The organism is Kineosporiaceae bacterium, from assembly GCA_016713225.1.
Lineage (GTDB): Bacteria > Actinomycetota > Actinomycetes > Actinomycetales > Kineosporiaceae > JADJPO01.
Genome location: JADJPO010000003.1, coordinates 222,882 through 243,310 on the forward strand (window position 1 = coordinate 222,882; position 20,429 = coordinate 243,310).

At 71.6% G+C, this 20,429-nt stretch carries 23 protein-coding genes; 21 read left to right on the top strand and 2 right to left on the bottom strand.

Annotated elements, in window-relative coordinates; genetic code table 11:
- The first annotated feature begins 12 nt into the window (after window positions 1-12).
- From trmD to whiG, 13 genes are all read left to right on the top strand, one after another.
- Window positions 13-795 carry a tRNA (guanosine(37)-N1)-methyltransferase TrmD gene (gene trmD, locus IPK24_12085; protein ID MBK8076274.1) on the top strand — a complete coding sequence of 261 codons (783 nt, stop codon included), beginning with the start codon at window positions 13-15 and terminating at the stop codon, window positions 793-795.
- A gap of 164 nt (window positions 796-959) precedes the next feature.
- A complete protein-coding gene (rplS, locus tag IPK24_12090) occupies window positions 960-1,319 on the top strand; it encodes a 50S ribosomal protein L19 (GenBank protein ID MBK8076275.1) in 360 nt (119 codons plus the stop codon).
- A 95-nt stretch (window positions 1,320-1,414) separates the two neighbouring features.
- Window positions 1,415-2,026 carry a signal peptidase I gene (gene lepB, locus IPK24_12095; protein MBK8076276.1) on the top strand — a complete coding sequence of 204 codons (612 nt, stop codon included), beginning with the start codon at window positions 1,415-1,417 and terminating at the stop codon, window positions 2,024-2,026.
- A gap of 419 nt (window positions 2,027-2,445) precedes the next feature.
- A complete protein-coding gene (gene lepB, locus IPK24_12100; protein MBK8076277.1) occupies window positions 2,446-3,063 on the top strand; it encodes a signal peptidase I in 618 nt (205 codons plus the stop codon).
- A gap of 126 nt (window positions 3,064-3,189) precedes the next feature.
- On the top strand, window positions 3,190-3,894 hold the full coding sequence (locus IPK24_12105; GenBank protein MBK8076278.1) for a ribonuclease HII: 705 nt from the start codon (window positions 3,190-3,192) through the stop codon (window positions 3,892-3,894).
- On the top strand, window positions 3,842-4,294 hold the full coding sequence (locus IPK24_12110; GenBank protein MBK8076279.1) for a CrcB family protein: 453 nt from the start codon (window positions 3,842-3,844) through the stop codon (window positions 4,292-4,294). The genes IPK24_12105 and IPK24_12110 overlap by 53 nt, the downstream gene beginning before the upstream one ends.
- A 5-nt stretch (window positions 4,295-4,299) precedes the next feature.
- Window positions 4,300-4,686, top strand: coding sequence for a CrcB family protein (locus IPK24_12115; GenBank protein ID MBK8076280.1), 387 nt, complete (start codon window positions 4,300-4,302; stop codon window positions 4,684-4,686).
- 213 nt (window positions 4,687-4,899) lie between these two features.
- Window positions 4,900-5,223: a DUF2469 domain-containing protein gene (locus IPK24_12120; GenBank protein ID MBK8076281.1), complete on the top strand. Its 324-nt coding sequence runs from the start codon at window positions 4,900-4,902 to the stop codon at window positions 5,221-5,223.
- 165 nt (window positions 5,224-5,388) lie between these two features.
- Window positions 5,389-5,790 carry a YraN family protein gene (locus IPK24_12125; GenBank protein MBK8076282.1) on the top strand — a complete coding sequence of 134 codons (402 nt, stop codon included), beginning with the start codon at window positions 5,389-5,391 and terminating at the stop codon, window positions 5,788-5,790.
- Window positions 5,791-7,323 (top strand): YifB family Mg chelatase-like AAA ATPase, encoded by a 1,533-nt coding sequence (locus IPK24_12130; GenBank protein ID MBK8076283.1) that lies wholly within the window; start codon window positions 5,791-5,793, stop codon window positions 7,321-7,323.
- The gene (gene dprA, locus IPK24_12135) at window positions 7,320-8,498 is read left to right on the top strand and encodes a DNA-protecting protein DprA (protein ID MBK8076284.1); all 1,179 of its coding nucleotides are present in this window, start codon (window positions 7,320-7,322) and stop codon (window positions 8,496-8,498) included. The genes IPK24_12130 and dprA overlap by 4 nt, the downstream gene beginning before the upstream one ends.
- 45 nt (window positions 8,499-8,543) lie before the next feature.
- Complete coding sequence (locus tag IPK24_12140; GenBank protein ID MBK8076285.1) at window positions 8,544-9,578, top strand: tyrosine recombinase XerC; 1,035 nt, start codon at window positions 8,544-8,546, stop codon at window positions 9,576-9,578.
- A gap of 58 nt (window positions 9,579-9,636) precedes the next feature.
- Window positions 9,637-10,443 carry an RNA polymerase sigma factor WhiG gene (gene whiG, locus IPK24_12145; protein ID MBK8076286.1) on the top strand — a complete coding sequence of 269 codons (807 nt, stop codon included), beginning with the start codon at window positions 9,637-9,639 and terminating at the stop codon, window positions 10,441-10,443.
- Here whiG and IPK24_12150 read toward each other — a convergent pair.
- Entirely contained in the window at window positions 10,386-11,096 is a 711-nt protein-coding gene (locus IPK24_12150) for a M23 family metallopeptidase (GenBank protein ID MBK8076287.1), read from the bottom strand. The two genes, whiG and IPK24_12150, sit on opposite strands and share 58 nt — an antisense overlap.
- 177 nt (window positions 11,097-11,273) lie before the next feature.
- Between IPK24_12150 and IPK24_12155 the strand changes: the two genes are divergently transcribed.
- Window positions 11,274-12,221, top strand: a complete 948-nt coding sequence (locus tag IPK24_12155; GenBank protein ID MBK8076288.1) for a hypothetical protein — start codon at window positions 11,274-11,276, stop codon at window positions 12,219-12,221.
- A 126-nt stretch (window positions 12,222-12,347) separates the two neighbouring features.
- Here IPK24_12155 and IPK24_12160 read toward each other — a convergent pair whose 3' ends face one another.
- Window positions 12,348-13,574 (bottom strand): pyridoxal phosphate-dependent aminotransferase, encoded by a 1,227-nt coding sequence (locus tag IPK24_12160; protein ID MBK8076289.1) that lies wholly within the window; start codon window positions 13,572-13,574, stop codon window positions 12,348-12,350.
- Window positions 13,575-13,860: 286 nt separating this feature from the next.
- On the opposite strand from IPK24_12160, the gene rpsB reads away from it, so the two are divergent.
- The 7 genes from rpsB (at window position 13,861) to IPK24_12195 (ending at window position 20,389) form a co-directional block, all read left to right on the top strand.
- The gene (rpsB, locus tag IPK24_12165; GenBank protein ID MBK8076290.1) at window positions 13,861-14,823 is read left to right on the top strand and encodes a 30S ribosomal protein S2; all 963 of its coding nucleotides are present in this window, start codon (window positions 13,861-13,863) and stop codon (window positions 14,821-14,823) included.
- Between the two features lie 38 nt (window positions 14,824-14,861).
- Entirely contained in the window at window positions 14,862-15,698 is an 837-nt protein-coding gene (locus IPK24_12170; GenBank protein ID MBK8076291.1) for an elongation factor Ts, read from the top strand.
- A 115-nt stretch (window positions 15,699-15,813) separates the two neighbouring features.
- Window positions 15,814-16,545 (top strand): UMP kinase, encoded by a 732-nt coding sequence (locus tag IPK24_12175; protein ID MBK8076292.1) that lies wholly within the window; start codon window positions 15,814-15,816, stop codon window positions 16,543-16,545.
- 55 nt (window positions 16,546-16,600) lie between these two features.
- Window positions 16,601-17,158: a ribosome recycling factor gene (frr, locus tag IPK24_12180; protein ID MBK8076293.1), complete on the top strand. Its 558-nt coding sequence runs from the start codon at window positions 16,601-16,603 to the stop codon at window positions 17,156-17,158.
- A 734-nt stretch (window positions 17,159-17,892) separates the two neighbouring features.
- Window positions 17,893-18,678 (top strand): phosphatidate cytidylyltransferase, encoded by a 786-nt coding sequence (locus tag IPK24_12185; GenBank protein MBK8076294.1) that lies wholly within the window; start codon window positions 17,893-17,895, stop codon window positions 18,676-18,678.
- Window positions 18,675-19,835, top strand: a complete 1,161-nt coding sequence (gene rlmN, locus IPK24_12190; GenBank protein MBK8076295.1) for a 23S rRNA (adenine(2503)-C(2))-methyltransferase RlmN — start codon at window positions 18,675-18,677, stop codon at window positions 19,833-19,835. Before IPK24_12185 ends, rlmN begins: the two co-directional genes overlap by 4 nt.
- Window positions 19,832-20,389 carry a DivIVA domain-containing protein gene (locus IPK24_12195; GenBank protein MBK8076296.1) on the top strand — a complete coding sequence of 186 codons (558 nt, stop codon included), beginning with the start codon at window positions 19,832-19,834 and terminating at the stop codon, window positions 20,387-20,389. Before rlmN ends, IPK24_12195 begins: the two co-directional genes overlap by 4 nt.
- Window positions 20,390-20,429 lie beyond the last annotated feature (40 nt).

Genomic DNA, 20,429 nt, shown 5'->3' on the forward strand with positions numbered 1-20,429 from the left:
GCCGAGGCCGCCGTGCGCATCGACGTCGTCACGATCTTCCCCGAGTACCTGGCGCCACTCGAGCTGTCCCTGATCGGCAAGGCGCGCCGGTCCGGACTGGTCGAGCTCGCCGTGCACGACCTGCGCGATTTCACTCACGACCGGCATCGCACCGTGGACGACGCGCCCGCCGGTGGTGGGGCCGGCATGGTGATGCGGCCCGAGCCCTGGGGCGAGGCCCTCGATCACCTGCTCGGCACTGCCCCGAGTGATCGTCCGAGCGATGGGACGAGCGCGGTCCCGACGCTGCTGGTACCCAGCCCCTCGGGGCAGCGATTCGATCAGGCGATGGCCCACGACCTGGCCGGCCTGGACTGGCTGGCGTTCGCCTGCGGGCGGTACGAGGGCATCGACGAGCGGGTCCTGGACGACGCTGCCGGGCGCATGCCGGTGCGAGCGGTCAGCCTGGGCGACTACGTCCTGAACGGCGGTGAGGTGGCAGCGCTGGCGGTGATCGAGGCCGTGGTGCGATTGCTGCCCGGGGTGGTCGGCAACGCCGAGTCCCTGGTGGAGGAGAGCCACGAGGGACACCTGCTCGAGTATCCCGTCTACACCCGCCCCGCTTCCTGGCGTGGGCGGGACGTGCCCGAGGTGCTCGCCTCCGGTCACCACGCCAGAGTGGCCGACTGGCGCCACGAGCAACGGCTGCGGCGCACCGCGCGACGGCGTCCGGACCTGATCGCGGCCTGGTTGGCCGAGCGTGAGCCCACCCCGCGCGAGCGTGAGGTGCTCGCCGAGGAGGGATGGGTCGGCTGATGCCGATTTCGAGCCTCACCGGCCGGTGTGGCACACTGACCAACCGTTGCCTGTCGTCCGAGCGTGCCCTGCCACAGGGGGGCTGCTACCCGGAACGACGGCACCCGACGAACCCCTTCGAGCACCGCGGATGACCTGTGGCACCTGCGAGAGAGCGACTCATCATGCACACCCTGGACAGCATCGACTCCGTCTCGCTGCGGCAGGACATCCCGGCCTTCCGCGCCGGTGACACCCTCAAGGTTCACGTCAAGGTCGTCGAGGGCACCCGCTCCCGCATCCAGGTCTTCCAGGGCGTGGTGATCCGCCGCAGTGGTGGCGGTGTGCGCGAGACCTTCACGGTCCGCAAGGTCAGCTTCGGGGTCGGCGTCGAGCGCACCTTCCCGGTGCACTCCCCGATCATCGAGAAGCTCGAGGTGGTCACCCGCGGCGACGTGCGTCGGGCGAAGCTGTACTACCTGCGCTCCCTGCGCGGCAAGGCCGCCAAGATCAAGGAGAAGCGCGAGAGCGTCGCGGCGCACTGACGCCGACCAGGCGCCGTCCTGGCTCGCCGCCGGTTCGCCCGGTGACACCACAGACCGCCGAGGTGGCGGCTCGGCCGTCGGCTGCGCGGGTGCTGGTGATCCTGCTGGTCGCCGCGGTGGCGGTGATCGCGGTCCGGGCCTTCCTGGTGCAGTCCTTCGTGATCCCCAGCGGGTCGATGAGCCCCACCCTGCGGCCGGGCGAGCGGGTGCTCGCCTCGCGGCTCGGTGCCCACGATCTCCGGCGTGGCGACGTCATCGTCTTCGACGGAGCCGGGGTGTTCGCGCCATCGCCTCCGCCGGCGCGTAATGCGCTCGTCGCGGCAGGGCGGGCCATCGCCGCCGCGGTGGGCGTCCCGGTCGGACGCGACGATTTCGTCAAGCGGATCGTCGGGCTGCCGGGCGAGCGGGTGACCTGCTGCGATGCCCAGGGCCGCATCACGGTCGACGGGGTGGCGCTCACCGAGCCCTACCTCGCCCCCGGCGAGGCGCCCAGCACGATCCGGTTCGACGTCCGGGTGCCTGCCGAGCGGCTGTGGGTCATGGGCGATGACCGCAGCGACTCGGCCGACTCACGGGCCCATCTCGGGGATCCCGGTGGTGGCATGGTTCCGGTGGACCATGTGGTGGGACGGGTGGTCTCGGTGTGGTGGCCGCTGGGGCGGATGTCGTCCGTGAGCCGGGGGCAGGGCCAGGAGGGGACGCAGTGAGCGAACCAGCGGGGTACGGCCCGCCGCCCGACCCGAGGAACGGCCCAGGTCCAGATCGGGGCCATGATCCGGGTGATCCGGGCCATGAGCTGCCGTGGCCCGGCGGTCCGATCGGCCCTCGGCACGACTCCGGTGAGCGGCGCACCTCCGAGCGTCGTGGGCCGGTGCCGCTGCCGGTGGCGGCCGAGAGCGGCTCGAGCGGCGAGCGCAGCCGTCGCCGCGGCGAGGAGCGCCGGGGTGGTGACCATGGCACTGGTCGCAACACTGCTCGGAACACTCGGAACACTCGGAACACTGCTCGTGACACGGGTCGGGGTGAGCGGCGCCGGGGCCGGGGCAACCCGGGGCGTCCGGCTGCCCCCCGTACGCCGTTGCAGACCCTCGTGGCGGGGGTCACCGAGCTGGTGGTCGTCCTGGCGATGGCGCTGACGCTCTCGCTGATCATCAAGACGTTCCTGGTGCAGGCGTTCTACATTCCCTCGCCGTCCATGGAGAACAGCCTGCTCGTGGGCGATCGGGTGGTGGTCAGCAAGCTCACCCCCGGCCCCTTGGACCTGCACCACGGCGACGTGGTGGTGTTCAAGGACCCGGGCACCTGGTTGCCCGCGGTGGAGGACCCCGGGGACGGTGGGCTGCGCCGGGCGCTGCGCACCACGTTGACCTTCGTCGGGTTGCTGCCGCAGGACTCCGGCGAGCACCTGATCAAGCGGGTCATCGGGCTGCCGGGCGACACGGTGGTGTGTTGCGACGCGCAGAAACGGCTCACCGTCAATGGTGTGGCCCTGGACGAGACGTACCTCTACCCGAACGACGAACCCAGTCTGCAGACGTTCACGGTGACCGTGCCGAAGGACAGCCTGTGGGTGATGGGCGACCATCGCAGCGTCTCGAAGGACTCGCGGCTCAACCCTCAGGCCCCCTTCGTGCCGGTCTCCAACGTGGTGGGTAAGGCCTTCGTCGTGGTCTGGCCGTTGGGGCATGCCGGTGGCGTGGCCGGTCCGGGTGAGACCTTCGCCCGGGTGCCCGAGAAGGACTGAGCCGTGGCGACGTCCCGGGCCTCGCGGGCATCCCGTGCGCAGACCACGCGCGGGCCGCGGGCCGGCGTCCCGACCTTGCGTCACGAACGAGCGCTGCTGCGCGAGGGCGCCGAGGTGGTCGCCGGGATGGACGAGGTGGGCCGAGGCGCGCTCGCCGGTCCGGTGAGCGTGGGCGTCGTCCTGATCACCGCCTCGACCCGGACGGCGCCCGCGGGGGTGCGCGACTCCAAACTGCTGACGCCCGCCGCCCGCGAGGCGTTGGTGCCCAAGCTGCAACGGTGGGCCACGGCCTTCGCCGTGGGGCATGCGCAATCGTGGGAGATCGACGCCTACGGCATCGTCCCGGCACTGCGACTGGCCGGACGACGCGCGCTCGCGGCGCTGCCCCGGGTGCCGGACGTCGTCCTGCTGGACGGATCGCACAACTGGTTGCGTCCTGCGGTGATCGACCTGGCACGGGTCGAGCACGGGGTGGGCGCGCCGAGCGACGACGAGGTGTTGTTCGACCTGCCGCAGCTCGCGCCGGCCACGGGGGCGCGCCAGGACGTGGTGCGTGAGCCGGCACCCGAGGTCGACCTGGTGGCCGAGCCCCGGGTGACCACCATGATCAAGGCTGATCTGCGCTGCGCGGCGGTGGCCGCGGCCAGTGTGCTGGCCAAGGTGGAACGCGACGCGTTGATGGTCGAGCTGTCGAGCAAGCGCCCGGAGTTCGGGTGGCACGAGAACAAGGGGTATGCCGCTCCCGAGCACGTAGCGGCGCTGCGCGAGCTGGGTCCGTGTGAGTGGCACCGGCGGTCCTGGAACATCAAGGCCTGTGCGCCGACGGCCTGAACGGCGTCGTGACGGCGGCCCCCGACTCGGGGTGGTCGCCGCGGTGGCGGTCGGGGGAGCCGCGGGGGCGCTGGCGCGCTTCGTGCTGAGTTCGCTGGGCGGCTGGCCGCTGACCACGCTGGCCGTCAACGCCGTGGGTTGCGCGGCCATCGGGGTGCTCGCGGTGCTGGTGACGCACCGGTGGCCGGAGCACTGGTGGGTCAGGCCGTTGTTCGGGCCGGGATTCCTGGGTGGGTTCACCACGTTCTCCGCGTACGCGGTGGACGTCGGCCGGCTCGCGCGCGACGGGCGGTGGCTGGTGGCCGCGTCCTACCTGGTGGCAACCCCGGTGATCGCGGTGCTCGCGGTCTGGGCCGGCGCGGTGCTGACGCGCCGGGCGTTGGGGGTGGGCCGCGGGTGACCTCGATGACCTCGGCGATGCTGGTGGTGGCGGGGGGCGCCGTGGGGGCACCCACCCGCTACCTGGTCGACCGTTCGGTGACGGCCGTCGTCGACCGGCTGGCGTCCGCGCGTGAGATCGTGCGCCCGGTGGGCCTGTTCCCCTGGGGGACCCTCGTGGTCAACCTCGTGGGCTCGTTCCTGCTGGGGGTGATCTCGGTGCAGGAGCCACCGCAGCTGGCGGCGCTGCTGGGAGCGGGGTTCTGTGGCGCACTGACCACGTATTCGACCTTCGGTGCTCAGACGCTGTACCTGATCGAGGAAGGCGAGGGCCGGGTGGCGGCCTGGAACGTGGGCGTCAGTGTGGTGGTGGGGGTGGCGGCCGCGGCGCTGGGCGTGACGGTGGCGGGGTGAGCGCCGCACCGGCGGTTGCGGGCGTGGGCGGGGGATTGGTGGCTCCGGCTGAGCGTCGATGTGGGTGGGCGGCGGGGTGACGAGGCAAGATGGATCGACCGGGGGAGCCGGTTGCGATCGGGACGACCACCACGATGTCCGGGCGAGACTCCGGGCAAGAATCAGACGAGACCAACCGAGATCAGGCGAGACCAACATGGAGCGGGACCAGGCATGAGCGCGGAGGACCTCGAGAACTACGAGACCGAGATGGAGCTGCAGCTCTATCGCGAGTACCGCGACGTGGTCGGTTTGTTCACCTACGTGGTCGAGACCGAGCGCCGGTTCTACCTGGCCAACTCGGTCGACCTGCAGGTTCGCTCGGCCGCCGGCGAGGTGTACTTCGAGGTCACCATGAACGACGCCTGGGTGTGGGACGTCTACCGTCCGGCCCGGTTCGTCAAGACGGTGCGTGTGGTGACCTTCAAGGACGTCAACGTGGAGGAGTTGGCCAAGAGCGAGTTCGACCCGACCAAGTCGGCGGACTTCCCGCACTGATCGCCCCGACGGATCGTCTCGACGGATCGACGGACTGGACGTCTCGCGACGTCCGCCTCGTTGCGGGCACAGAATCGCTGAGTCGTCCCACCGTCCACAGGCTGCGGATCACCGCAGGCGCGACCAGGCCCCGGCGGGCTTGGCTGGCCCGCGGAGGTGGTCACCGTGGCGTCCACGCAGTCGGCGGGGCAGGTATCAGGGACCCAGGCACTGGGTGAGTACGGCGAGAGGATCGCGGCTCGGCATCTGACCGAGGCCGGCATGCGCATCCTGGCGCAACGCTGGCGGTGCCGCTGGGGCGAGGTCGACATCATCGCCGAGGAGGGCGACGAGAACGGCCCGACGCACACCCTGGTGATCTGCGAGGTCAAGACCCGTCGATCGCTGCGGGCGGGTGGTCCGTTGGACGCCGTCACACCGCTGAAGCTGGCCCGGTTGCACCGACTGGCCGCGACCTGGCTGGCGGGGCAGGACCGGTGGTTCGGGCAGGTGCGCTTCGACGTCGTGGCCGTGACCGTGCCCCGCCGCGGCGGGCCCCGGATCGAGCACCTCAAGGCAGTGATCTGAGTGGCCCTCGGACGTAGTCACTGCGTGGCCCTGGTCGGGCTGACCGGACACCTGATCGCCGTCGAGGCCGACATCGCGGAGGGGCTGCCGGCCTTCGTGTTGGTCGGGCTGCCGGACACCTCACTGACCGAGTCGCGTGACCGGGTTCGGGCCGCGCTGTCCAACGCCCGGGCGCCGTTGCCCTCACGGCGCATCACGGTGAACCTGTCGCCGGCCGACCTTCCCAAGCGGGGCTCGGCGTTCGACCTGGCCGTGGCGGCGGCGCTGCTCGTGGCGTGCGACCGGGCCGATCCCGACTCGGTCGCCCGCCGGGTGCACCTGGGTGAGCTGGGCCTGGACGGGCGGGTGCACCCGGTACGGGGAGTGTTGCCCGCGGTGGCTGCGGCGGTTCGGGCCGGTCATCGGCGGGTGGTGGTGCCGCGCGGCAACGCCGTCGAGGCCCGGTTGGTGCCCGGCGCCGAGGTGGTCTCGGTGGCCACCCTCGGCGAGCTCATCGCGCTGCACACCGGTGAGCCGGTGTTCGAACCGGAGCCCGACCCGGACGGTGGGCTACCGCTCGAGCCCCGGCCCGAGCCCGACCTGGCGGACGTCGTCGGTCAGAGCACGGCTCGTCACGCCCTGGAGGTTGCGGCGGCCGGGGGTCACCACATGCTCATGATCGGCCCACCGGGCGCCGGCAAGACGATGCTCGCCGCCCGGTTGCCCGGCCTGTTGCCCGATCTGGACGACGCCGCCGCGATGGAGGTGACCGCGGTGCACTCGGTCTCGGGCACCCTGGACGCCGCCGCCGGACTGATCCGACGCCCGCCGTTCGAGGATCCCCACCACACCTGTACCCCGGTGGCCCTGGTCGGTGGGGGCAGCGGATTGCCTCGGCCGGGCGCCGCCTCGCGCGCTCACCGAGGCGTGCTGTTCCTGGACGAGGCCGCGGAATTCGAACAGCGTGCCCTCGACGCCCTGCGTCAGCCGCTCGAACAAGGCGTGCTCACGCTGCACCGGGTGCAGGGGACGGCGCGGTACCCGGCACGGTTCCAGCTGGTGCTGGCCGCGAACCCGTGCCCGTGCGGGCGTTCGTGGGGCAAGGGCATGGACTGTACGTGCACCCCGGCGGCGCGCCGACGATATCTGGGCCGACTGTCCGGTCCGCTGCTCGACCGGATCGACCTGCAGATCGAGGTCGGTGGGCTCTCGCGGGCCGACCTGTTGGTGTCGAGCCGGGGCGAGTCCAGCCGGCAGGTCCGGGTGCGGATCGAGGCGGCCCGGGCGGCACAGGCCGAGCGACTGGTCGCGACGCCGTGGCGGCTCAACGGCACGGTCGACGGCAGCCACCTGCGGACGGCGCTCAAGCTGCCGGCGGCGGTCACCCGACCGTTGGACGTCCGGTTCGACACCGGCGAGGTGACCATGCGCGGGTACGACCGGATGCTGCGCCTGGCATGGACCCTCGCGGATCTGGCGGGCCGCGACAGACCGGGCGTCCAGGATGTCGATCAGGCCGTGATGATGCGGCGTCAAGGCCGGGTGGCGGCATGACGGCGATCGCGGGATCGCGGTTCCCGCAGTGGTACGACCCGGATGACGATCGCGGCTGCCGGGTGGCATGGAGTCGGTTGATCGAACCCGGTGACGTGGCCGCCTGGGCGTTCGTGGCGGAGTATGGCGCGGGTGAGGGACTGCGGCTGCTGATCGACCGTGGCGCAGCGGCACCGGGGGTGCACGAACGATGGTTGGTCCGGTTGAGCCAGGTGGATCCGGTGCGCGACCTGACGGTGGCGGCCCGATTCGGCGGGGGCGTGCTCGTCCCGGGTGATCCGGACTGGCCGGTGGGACTGGACGACCTGGGCATCAGCCGACCGGTGTGCCTGTGGGTGCGTGGGCCGATGCCGGTGGCGCCGTCCTGTGCGCGCTCGGTGGCGGTGGTCGGTGCTCGGACCGCCACCTACTACGGCACGGACCTGACCTCGTCGATCGTGCTCGGGTGTGTGGAGGCGGGGTTCACCGTGATCTCCGGTGGCGCCTACGGCATCGACGCTGCGGCGCATCGGGTGGCCCTGGCCGCCCAGGGCCGCACGCTCGCGGTGCTGGCGAACGGCATCGACCGGTTCTACCCCAGCGGCAACGACCGTTTGCTGCGGCAGGTTGCCGAGCAGGGCTGCGTGCTCAGCGAGGTGCCGCCCGGCTCTTCCCCGACCCGATTCCGGTTCCTGCAACGCAACCGGCTGATCGCCGCCATGGCGACCACCACCGTGGTGGTCGAGGCGGCATGGCGTTCGGGTGCACAGAACACCGCCAACCACGCCCTCGGGCTGGGCCGTCCGGTGGGCGCCTGCCCCGGGCCGGTGACGTCGGCGCTGTCGGCCGGGTGCCACCGGTTGCTGCGCAACGGCGCGGTCTGTGTCTGCGACGCCGGCGAGGTGGTCGAGTTGGCCTCCGCGATCGGGGACGCGGTTGCGCCGGAGCCGGTGGTGGTGCCCGAGCCCCACGACGGGCTGACTGCCGAACAGCTGCGGGTCTACGAGTTCGTGCCGGTGCGCAAGCCGGTCAGTCTGGACGCGATCAGCCGCAGTGCCGGTCTGGAGCCGGCCACGGTGCGTCCGGTGTTGGCGTGGTTGGTCGGCCACGGCCTGGTGATCGGGGTTCACGGGCACTGGGTTCGCTCGCCCCGCCCGTCCCGGGACTCCTCCCGCGGCTCGCGGGCGCTCGGGTGAGCGCGCCGTCTTGTGGGCAGCGGGTCGGCAGGCCACCGTGGGCAGATGGAGACCGCCGTCGAGCCGCTGCTGGCCGCCTACGGTGATCACCTCCGGCTCGAGAGCGGTCGATCGGAGCACACGCGCCGGGCCTACCTGACCGACATCCGGCACCTGCTGGCCTTCGCGGCGAGCCGATCGCCTGGTGCCACGCCCGACGAGGCGATCGAGGTGCCCCGGGACGACCCCGCGCTGATCGACTCGGCCCTGATCGACTCGGCGCTGATCGATCTGGCGCTGATCGATCTGGCGCTGCTGCGGTCCTGGCTCGCAGGGATGAGCGCCGAGGGGCTGGCTCGCGCGACCCTGGCCCGGCGGGCGGCGTCCGCGCGCACGTTCACGCGCTGGTTGGCGCGCACGGGGCGGATCCCGACCGACCCCGGCGTGCGGCTGCGCTCGCCGAAGGCGGGCAGGGTGCTGCCCGGGGTGCTGCGTCAGGGTCAGGCCACCGAACTGCTCGATGTGGCCGAGGCGGATGTCCGGGCAGCGCAGTCCGGCCGAGAGCGAGGTGAGGCCGGGTCGGTCGACGTCGCGGTCGCCGTCCGCGATCGCGCCCTGCTCGAGCTGCTCTACGCCACCGGGGTGCGGGTCAGTGAGCTGGTCGGTCTGGATCTGGCCGACATCGACCATGGCCGGCGGATCCTGCGGGTGCTCGGCAAGGGAGGCAAGGAGCGGGTGGTGCCCTACGGCGTCCCCGCGGCCCGTGCGCTGCAGGCCTGGCTGGACGACGGCCGGCCGGTCATGCCCCGCCGCGCCGACTCACGCGACGCGGTGTTCCTGGGCCGCCGCGGCGGGCGGGTGGATCCGCGTCAGGTGCGCGAGGTGGTTCACCGCGCGGCAGGGTCGGTGACCGGCGCCCCGGACATCGGTCCTCACGCGTTACGCCATTCGGCGGCGACGCACTTGTTGGACGGCGGCGCGGACCTGCGTAGCGTACAGGAGTTGCTCGGTCACGCTACGCTGTCAACAACGCAGATCTACACGCACGTCTCGGTCGAGCGGTTGCGTGCCGGGCATCGTCAGGCGCACCCCCGCGCGTGACGCGCGCGGACCTCTGCGGCGAACGCACGCCCACGGGGCAGAGGGGAGAAACGGCCGAGTGGTCGCCAACGAGGTCAGGGTCCAGGTGGACCCTGTGGCCGCCAACGAGGCAGCCCTGCGGGCGCTGTGGGTGGAGTTCAAGGCGACGGCTGACCCCGTCACCCGCGAGCAGCTGATCCTGCACTATTCGCCGCTGGTCAAGTATGTGGCCGGCCGGGTGGGCGTCGGGTTGCCGCCGAACATCGAGCAGGCCGACCTGGTGTCCTACGGGATCTTCGGGCTGATCGACGCCATCGAGAAGTTCGACATCGAACGCGCGATCAAGTTCGAGACCTATGCCATCTCGCGGATCCGCGGCGCCATCATCGACGAGCTGCGAGCCATCGACTGGATCCCGCGCTCGATCCGCTACAAGGCCCGTGAGGTCGAACGCGCCTACTCCACCCTCGAGGCCGAGCTGCACCGCAGCCCGACCGAGGTCGAGGTCGCCGCCCGGCTGGGCATCAGCCTGCCGGAGCTGCACTCGATCTTCTCCCAGGTCTCGTACGTGAACGTGGTGGCGCTCGACGAGCTGCTGACCGTCGGCGGGGAGAAGGGCGACAAGCTCTCGCTCGTCGACACCCTCGAGGACACCAAGGCCGAGGACCCGGTCACTGCCTTCGAGGCAGAAGAGACCAAGTTCATCCTGTCGCGGGCGATCAACCAGCTGCCCGAACGCGAGAAGATCGTGATCACCCTCTACTACTACGAGGGGCTGACGTTGGCCGAGATCGGGCGGGTGCTCGGGGTCACCGAATCGCGGATCTGTCAGATGCACACCAAGGCCGTGATGCAGCTGCGCGCCAAACTCGCCGAGGCCGGCTGACCCGGCGACGCCGGAGCGGCCACGGCGGTCCTGACCCCCACCGGCACCAGCGGGAGCAGTGGGAGCAGCACCGGTGGTGGCCGCAGGCCGAGCAGCGACAGCGGGTCGAGATAGGTCTGCCCACGCAGCGCGCCCCAGTGCAGGCACGTCGCCTGAGCGCAATGTGATCCGGTGGCCAGCACGCGGCCCACGATCTGGCCCGAGCGCACCGGGTGACCCACTCCGACCAGCGCGGCCACGGGCTCATAGGTGGTGCGGACCCCGTTCGGATGGCTGATCACCAGCACCCCACGACCCGCGACGGCGCCCGCGAAGGACACCACGCCGTCGGAGGGGGCGAGCAGAGCCGCCCCGGCGGTGGCCCCCAGATCGACGCCACGGTGACCGGGCGACCATCGCTGTGGGCCGGGGGCGAAGCGGGCCAGTACCGGGTGGGGTGGCGTCAGCGGCCACGACCACGCGCGCCCGGGTATCACCGGCTCGGCGGCGTCCGGACGCGGGGAAGGCGCCGCCGCGGTGGGACCACGGTCGACCACCACGGCGGGCCCCCCGGATGGCGCGTCCGGAACCAACGCCGCGGCACCATCCGGGAAGGCCCACCCGAGGACGGCGGTACACACACCAACGGCGATCAGGAAGCGTCGAACGGCCATGTCCCGACGATGCGCCCGCCGCCGCCCGCTGGGCCACCGCCCCCTCGCGTCCTGTGGACAGTGGGACGACCTGGCCGATCTGGGGACGCAACGTCCTCGCCGTCGCGAGGTCCGTCGCGAGGTCGGTGCAGGTCGGTGCAGGTCCGTGCAGATCGGCACAGCCTCTAGCCTGGGCAGATGACGGGTGAGGGCGTCGCCGGCGGCGAGTCCCGGCTCGAGGATGCCGCCGCGCAGGTCTATGCAGCGGCGCCTGGCGACTTCGTGGCCACCCGCTCACGTCTGGCGAAGCAGGCCAAGGCCGACGGCGAGCCCGAGATCGCGAAACAGATTGCCGCGCTGCGCAAACCGAGCGTGGCGGCATGGGCGGTCAACCACCTGGTGCGCCGTCGTCCCGATCTGGTGGAGCAGTTGACCGACCTGGGGGAACGGCTGCGCTCGGCGCAGACCCGACTGGATGCCGCAGCCTTGCGCACACTGCGCGGTGAGCGGGACGTCGTCCTGCGCACCATGACCCAGGCCGCTGCCGAGCAGGCGAGCGAGGGCGGCCAGCGGCTCGCGCCGTCCGTGCTCGATCAGGTACGCGACACCGTGGTGGCGGCGCTGGCCAGCGCCGAGGCCACCCAGGCGGTCGGGTCGGGCACGCTGACCCGGGCGCTGGCCTATTCCGGCTTCGGCGACGTCGACATCGCCGATGCGGTCGCCCGCACCGCCACGGGCGTCCCGCTGGCTGTGATCCGCGGCGGTCGGTCCGCCGAGGCCACCCCCGCCGACACCACCCCCGCCGGTGACGACGCGACGTCCGACGGCGAGCTCGCCCGCACTCAGGCCCGCCGTCAGCGCGCCGAGCGGGAACGTCTCGAGGGGGCTCGCCGCGAGGCCGAATTCGCCCTGGCCCGGGCCGAGCGCGACCTCGAGACGGCCACCGTCACGGTGCAGCGTGCCCGGGAGGCCTCCGAGGCTGCTCGAACCCGCCTGGCCCAGCTGCGGGCCGACCTCGCCCAGGCCGAGGCGGACGATGACGCGCGCCTGATCGAGGTGAGCGACGCCGTCCGGCACCGGACCGAGGCACAGAGCGTCCGGGACGCCGCTGCCGCCACTCTCCGTGACCTGCCCGACCTCGACTGAGGGCTTCACGCTCATCCCCGGCGAGCGCAATGTCACGTTGCACTCGCTGGATGAGCGCAACGTGACATTGCGCTCATGGGGGTGGGGGTCCTGGGGGTGGGGATCCCGGGGGGTGGGGTTGGGGGGTCAGGTTAGGGCGGTGGTGAGGCGGGTTACGGCTTCGGTGATCACTTCGGGGCGTTTGCAGAAGGCGAAGCGGACCAGGGAGCGGGCGCCGGCGGCGTCCGGGGTGTCGTGGAAGACCTGCACCGGGACGGCGACCACGCCGGCGAGGTCGGGCAGCCGTTGGCAGAAGTCCAGCGAGTCGGGGAAGCCCAGGGGAGCGGCGTCGGCGACGACGAAGTAGGTGCCGGAGGTCGGGGCCACGGTGAACCCGGCCTCGGCCAGGCCCGCGACCAACTGGTCGCGGCCGGCCTGCAGCCGGGACGTCAGGCCGGCGTAGACCTCGTCGGGCAGCGCCAGCGCCTCGGCCACCGCCGGCTGCAGCGGTGCGCCCGACACGTAACTGAGGAACTGCTTGATCGTGGTCACGGCGTCGATCAGGTCTGCCGGGCCGGTGATCCAGCCGATCTTCCACCCCGTCACCGAGAAGGTCTTGCCGGCCGAGGAGATGGTCAGCGTCCGCTCGGCCATTCCGGGCAGGCTCGCCAGCGGCAGGTGCTCGAGGCCGTCGAAGACCAGGTGCTCGTAGACCTCGTCGGTCACCACGATCACGTCGTGCCGGATCGCCAGCTCGGCCACCGCGGTCAGCTCGTCCCGGGTCAGCACCCGCCCGGTCGGGTTGTGGGGCGAGTTGAGCAGCAGCAGTCGGGTGCGGTCGGTGAACGCGGCCGCCAGCGCCGCGACGTCCAGGGTGTAGTCGGGAAAGCGCAGCGGCACGGTGCGGCGCACCGCCCCGGCCAGCTCGACGGTGGCCGCGTAGGAGTCGTAATACGGCTCCAGCATCACCACCTCGTCGCCCGGCGAGCACAACGCCAGTACGGCGGACGCGATCGCCTCGGTCGCCCCCACGGTCACCAGCACCTCGCGGTCGGGGTCGACGTCCAGGCCGTAGAACCGCTGCTGATGCGCGGCGATGGCAGCCCGCAATGCGGGGATGCCGCGTCCGGGCGGGTACTGGTTCGCCCCACCTCGGACGGCGCGCACCGCTGCCTCCAGCACGACGTCCGGCCCGTCGGTGTCGGGAAAGCCCTGGCCCAGGTTGACCGCGCCGGTACGCACCGCCAGGGCGGACATCTCGGCGAAGATGGTCGCGGCCAGCGTGCCGTCCTCGCGCAGCAACCGGGAGGACCGGGCGACCCGCTGCCAGGCGCCGCCGACCCTGCCGTGGTCGGGCGCGCTGCGTGCTGCCATGGCGCGCACTCTACGCAGCCGTGGTCGTTTTGGTGACCGTGCCACCACGCCCGTAGGATGCCCCCGCGGTTCGGTGTGTGTTGCAGCGTGAGTTGCAGGGCGTACTGGTCCGACATCACCGCGCCACGGGCCGTCTGTGGACCTGGATCGAGATCTCGATCCGCCGACGGGGCGCACCGATCGGTCCTCATCCGGGCACTGCCCGATGCGGTTCTGGTGCGTCGTGGCGCCTGGCGCGCCGTCCGACCGGACGACGCGGACAACCGATCAGGAGACACGAGAGATCATGGCTGTCGTCACGATGCGCCAGCTCCTCGAGAGCGGCGTCCACTTCGGACACCAGACCCGGCGCTGGAACCCGAAGATGAAGCGGTTCATCTTCACCGAGCGCAACGGCATCTACATCATCGATCTGCAGCAGTCGCTGCTGTTCATCGACAACGCCTACGACTTCATCAAGGAGACCGTCGCCCACGGCGGCACGATCCTGTTCGTCGGCACCAAGAAGCAGGCGCAGGAGCCGATCGCCGAGCAGGCCGCGCGGGTCGGGATGCCGTATGTCAACCAGCGCTGGCTGGGTGGCATGCTCACCAACTTCCAGACCGTGCACAAGCGGCTGCAGCGCCTCAAGGAGCTCGAGCTGCTCGACTTCGACGACGTCGCCGGCTCCGGCATGACCAAGAAGGAACTGCTGGTCCTGCGCCGCGAGAAGGACAAGCTGACCAAGACCCTCGGTGGCATCCGGGACATGGCCCGGGTTCCGAGCGCGGTGTGGATCGTCGACACCAAGAAAGAGCACCTCGCGGTCGACGAGGCCCGCAAGCTCAACATCCCGATCGTGGCGATCCTCGACACCAACTGCGACCCGGACGAGGTCGACTACAAGATCCCGGGCAACGACGACGCGATCCGGTCGGTCACCCTGCTCACCCGCGTGGTCGCCGACGCCGTGGCCGAGGGCCTGATGGCTCGCTCGCGGGGCAACGAGGCCGCCACCGCCGGTGCGGTCACCGCCGACGAGCCGCTGGCCGAGTGGGAGCGCGAGCTGCTCGCCGGGTCGGCCGAGGCTCCCGCCGAGGCTGCTGCGCCAGCTGAGGCCGCGCCCGTCGAGGCCGAGGCACCGGCAGCTGTCGAGGCAGTGGTCGAGGCTTCCGCCGAGACGCCTGCCGAGGCTCCGGCCGAGGCACCCGCCGAGGCGCCTGCTGAGGCACCCGTCGAGGCCGAGCCGACGCCCGCCGAGACCAACTGACCACGGACGACGCAGAATCGAAGGAGTACCGAACCCCCATGGCGAACATCAGCGCAGCCGACGTCAAGAAGCTGCGTGACCTCACCGGCGCCGGAATGATGGACTGCAAGCGGGCACTCGAGGAGAACGACGGCGACCTCGAGAAGGCGATCGAGTTCCTGCGGATCAAGGGCCAGGCCACTGCCGAGAAGCGGGCCGACCGGACGGCGTCCAACGGCCTGGTGGCCGCGCACGTCGCCGACGGCGTGGGCACCCTGGTCGAGGTCAACTGCGAGACCGACTTCGTCTCCAAGGGCGACACGTTCCAGGCCCTGGCCCAGCGGGTGCTCGACCAGGCCGTCGCCATCAAGGCGACGACCGTCGAGGAGCTGCTGGCCAGCGAGGTGGCCCCCGGCCAGACCGTGGCCCAGCTGATCACCGACGCCACCGGCACCATCGGCGAGAAGATCGAGGTGCGCGGCGTGGCCCGGGTGGAGGCCCCGCACGTGGCCAGCTACCTGCACCGCACCAGCCCCGATCTGCCCCCGCAGATCGGCGTCCTGGTCGGCGTCGAGGGTGACGCCGCGAACGTGGCGGTCGCCCGGGACGTCGCGATGCACGCCGCGGCGATGAAGCCGGCCTACCTCACCCGGGAGGCCGTGCCGGCCGACGTGGTGGCTGCCGAGCGCCACATCGCCGAGGAGAAGTCGCGCGAGGAGGGCAAGCCCGAGCAGGCCCTGCCGCGCATCGTCGAGGGCCGGGTGGACGCGTTCTTCAAGGACGTCGTCCTGCTGGAGCAGAAGTTCGCCAAGGACCAGACCAAGACGGTCAAGCAGGTGCTGACCGAGGCCGGTGTGGCCGCCCAGGCCTACGCTCGGTTCCAGGTCGGCGCCTGAGCGCCACCGCTCGCCGAACGTCACGCAGACGGTCGTCACCCCCTCGGGGGTGGCGGCCGTTCGGCGTGCATCCAGGCCCTCACGGACCTGGCAGACTGAGCCCATGCCCGACCAGATGCAGGACACGACGGACGATCTGAGGTACCACCGAGTCCTGCTGAAGCTCTCGGGCGAGGCCTTCGGCGGGGGCAAGGTCGGCGTCGATCCGGACGTGGTCAAGGCGATCGCCAAGGAGGTTGCCCAGGCGGTGCAATCGGGCGTCCAGGTCGCGGTGGTGATCGGTGGCGGCAACTTCTTCCGCGGCGCCGAATTGCAGCAGCGGGGCATGGACCGCGCCCGCGCCGACTACATGGGCATGCTCGGCATCGTGATGAACTGCCTGGCGCTGCAGGACTTCCTGGAGAAGGAAGGCATCGACACCCGGGTGCAGACCGCGATCACCATGGGCCAGGTCGCCGAGGCCTACATCCCGCGCCGCGCGATCCGCCACCTCGAGAAGGGGCGGGTGGTCATCTTCGGCGCCGGCGCCGGGATGCCGTTCTTCTCCACCGACACCGTCGCGGCCCAGCGCGCGCTGGAGACCCACTGCGAGGTGATCCTGATGGGCAAGTACGGGGTGGACGGCGTCTACACCGCGGACCCGCGGCTCGACCCCACCGCGACGCGGCTCGAACACATCACGTTCAGTGAGGCTTTGTCACGCAATCTGAAGGTGGCGGATGCCACGGCGTTCGCCCTCTGCATGGAGAACGACATGCCGATGATCGTGTTCGGTATGGAGGGCGAAGGCAATGTCGTGCGTGCCGTCCGAGGTGAGAGGATCGGCACGCTGGTTTCGGCCACCTGACCGGTCCACCTCACCGGCTCGTGCAATCACCCCGTTGGCACACCAGGGAGCAGCTGTGATCGACGAGACTCTCTTCGAGGCCGAAGAGAAGATGGAGAAGGCGATCGAGGTCGCCAAGGAGGACTTCGCGGGGATCCGCACCGGGCGGGCCAACCCGGCGATGTTCAACAAGATCCTGGTCGACTACTACGGTGCCCCGACGCCGTTGCAGCAGCTCGCCTCGTTCCAGACCCCCGAGGCGCGCACCGTGCTGGTCTCGCCCTACGACAAGGGCTCCATGGGTGCGATCGAGCGGGCGCTGCGCGACTCCGACCTCGGCGTGAACCCGTCCAACGACGGCGTGGTGATCCGGCTGGTGCTGCCCCAGCTGACCGAGGAGCGCCGCCGGGACTACATCAAGATCGCCCGCCACAAGGCCGAGGAGGCCCGGGTCTCGGTGCGCAACATCCGGCGCCGGGCCAAGGAGGAGCTCGACCGCATCAACAAGGACGGCGAGGCCGGCGAGGACGAGGTCAACCGCGCCGAGAAGGAACTCGAGCAGGTGACCAAGCGTCACGTCGAGGCCATCGACGACCTGCTCAAGCACAAAGAGAGTGAGCTGCTCGAGGTATGAGCGCCCACGACCCCCTGATCGGTGGCGAACCGCTGCCCAGCCGCCGCACCCTGCGCGGTCAGCGGGCCGAACGGGCGACCCGCGCCGCCTCGGGCCCGAGGTTGAGCGCCGAGCGCACCGCCCCCTTCGAGGCCCCGCGCGTCATCTCCCTGCCCGATGTCTCGGCCACCGAGACCGGCCCACGCAGCATCTCGCTGGTCGATGACGACGGTTCCGGCTTCCTACCGCCCCGGTTGCTCCCCACCGGGCCGATGCCCACCCTGACGCGGCCGGCGACGCCCGACCCGGCTCCCTGGGCGACCCCGGCCGCTGCGCCGCAGACCCGCACCCCCGACGCCGGCACCCCAGACCCCCGGGCCTCCGACCCCCGGACCGGTGCGCTGCGACTGGCCGAACGCACCCGGACCGGGCCGACCGCCGGTCAGCGGCGCATCCTGTCGACCCCGCCGGTCTCGTTCGACCCGACGCCGAGCGCTTCGTTGCGCATCGTCGGTGCGCCCGACGTCGCTCCGCAGGTCGTGTCCACCGCCGATCCCTCGCCGGAACCCCTCGACCTCGACCGGGCGGCCGCAGACGCCGTCCGCGACGAGGAGACCCAGCTGCTGCCGCGGGCCGGTGCTGCCGCCCGTACCCAGGACTCGCCCCGCCGACGTGCCCGAGGTGGCGGCGCGCCGTCCGGTGGCGCTGCCGGCCGGTCGGGCTCGGCGTCCAGTCGTGCGGGTCGTAACCTGCCGATGGCCATCGCCGTCGGCGCGGCGCTGGGCGGCGCCGTCCTGGCCTCGCTGTTGTTCCGCAAGGAGGCCTTCGTCGGCCTGGTGTCGGCCGCGGTGGTCATCGCGCTGTGGGAGATGGCCGGGGCGCTGGCCGCCAAGCGGATCCAGATCCCGGTGGTGCCGCTGGTCGTCGGCGCGCTCGGCATGCTCGTCTCGGCCTACGTGGCCCGGGAGGAGGGCCTGCTGGTCGCCTTCGCGCTGACCGCCTTCGGGGTGCTGTTGTGGCGCATCATCGACGGTCTGGACGGCGCTGCGCGCGACATCTCGGCGGGGGTGTTCACGGCGGCCTACGTGCCGTTCATGGCCGCCTTCTCGATCGTCATGCTGGCAGCGCCGGACGGCGCGATGCGCGTCATCGTCTTCATCGCGGTGACCGTGGCCAGTGACATCGGCGGTCTGGCCGCGGGGGTCCGGTTCGGTCGGCACCCGCTCGCGCCCAGCGTGAGCCCGCGCAAGTCCTGGGAGGGGCTGGCCGGCTCGGTGCTCGCCTGCATGATCGTGGCGACGGCCGGGGTCATCGTGCTGCTGCACGGCCCGTGGTGGGCCGGCTCGGTGGTCGGTGCCGCGGTGGCCGTCACGGCGACCATCGGTGACCTGGCCGAGTCGCTGCTCAAGCGCGACCTGGGGGTCAAGGACATGGGCAGTGTGTTGCCGGGGCACGGCGGCATGATGGACCGGCTCGACTCGCTGCTGCTCACCGCCCCGGCCAGTTTCCTGCTGCTGGCCTACCTGGTCCCCGTCACGTGAAGGTGCCGGTCGGGCTCGAGGTGGCTGCGCCGTCCGGTGGCCGGGCGACTCGTCCCCCTCGGCACCTGGCCGATCTGACCGAGGCCGAACGCGCCGAGGCCGTCATCGCCCTGGGTGACAAGGGTTTTCGGGCACGCCAGCTCTCGGTGCACTACTTCGAGCACCTGGTCGGCGTCGGGCCGGACGGCGCCGGGGCCGAGGCGATGACCGACCTTCCCGCGGCGGCCCGGCAGCGGCTGGCGGCGGCCATGCTGCCCTGGTTGCTCACTCCGGTGCGGGAGTTGACCTGCGACAACGACCAGACGGTCAAGACCGTGTGGCAGTTGTTCGACGGCTCGCTGGTCGAGAGCGTCCTGATGCGCTACCCCGAGCGGGTCACCGTGTGCGCCTCCAGCCAGGCCGGTTGCGGCATGGGCTGCCCGTTCTGTGCCACCGGCCAGGGGGGCCTGGAACGCAACCTGAGCGCCGCCGAGATCGTCGAACAGGTGGTGTCGGCGGCCCGCGTCCAGGCGCGGGTGGGGGGCCCGCGGGTGAGCAACGTGGTGTTCATGGGCATGGGGGAGCCGCTGGCCAACTACCGCGCCCTGATGACCGCGGTCCGGGCGCTGACCGCGCCGGTTCCCGCGGGGCTGGGGTTGTCGGCGCGGGGCGTGACGGTCTCGACCGTGGGATTGGTGCCGGCCATCGACCGGTTGGCGGCCGAAGGCCTGCCGCTGACGCTGGCGTTGTCGCTGCACGCGCCGGACGACACGCTGCGCGACGAACTGGTTCCGGTCAACACGCGGTGGCCGGTGACCGAGGTTCTGGACGCCGCGCGCCGCTATGCCGGGGCCACCGGACGCCGGGTGAGCATCGAGTACGCGCTGATCCGGGACGTGAACGACCAGGCCTGGCGGGCCAAGAAACTGGCCGGAGAACTCAATCGACGGGGGCGGGGCTGGGTGCACATCAACCCGATCCCCCTCAATCCCACCCCTGGATCGCGGTGGACCGCGAGCGAGCCGTCGGTCGCCGATCGGTTCGTCCAGACCCTGCGCGAGGCCGGTGTCACGACAACGATTCGTGACACTCGAGGCCGCGAGATCGACGGCGCGTGCGGTCAGCTCGCCGCAGGTGGTTCGACCAGGGCCCAGCGTTTGGCACAATCAACGCCGTGACCGACACGTTTCCCCGGGCGAGCCGGCTGGCGAAGGGTTACGACGCCGAGCAGGTCGAGGCGTTCCTGGCCCGGGCGCGGGCGGCCTATGAGGACGGTGGGCGCGGCGGGACGATGACCTCCTGGCACGTGCGCACCGTCGGCTTCGACCTGGTGCGTGGGGGGTACGACGTCGAGGCCGTGGACGCCGCGCTCGACCGCATCGAGGATGCCTTTGCCCGCCGCGAGAAGCACCGTGGCGAGGAGCGCGCCGGCAGCAGCGGCTGGCAGACCCAGTTGCGCAGCCAGGAGCAGTCGCTGCGGGCTCAGCTCGCGCGCAGCGACGGCCAGCGCTTCCCGCGGGGTACCGGGCTCGAGCTCACCTACGACATCGAGCAGGTCGACGATCTCTGCCGACGGATCGAGGACGCCTTCGCCAGCGGCCGCCCGCTGCAGCCGGACGCCGTCCGGCTGGCGGTGTTCAAGAGCCGTCGGGGCGCTCGCGGGTACCGCGAGGCCTCGGTGGATGCCTTCCTCGACCGGGTGGTCGAACTGCTGGTGGTCGCGGCGGTCTGAGTGGTTCTGGGACCAATGTCCGGGGAATTGAACGGCGTTG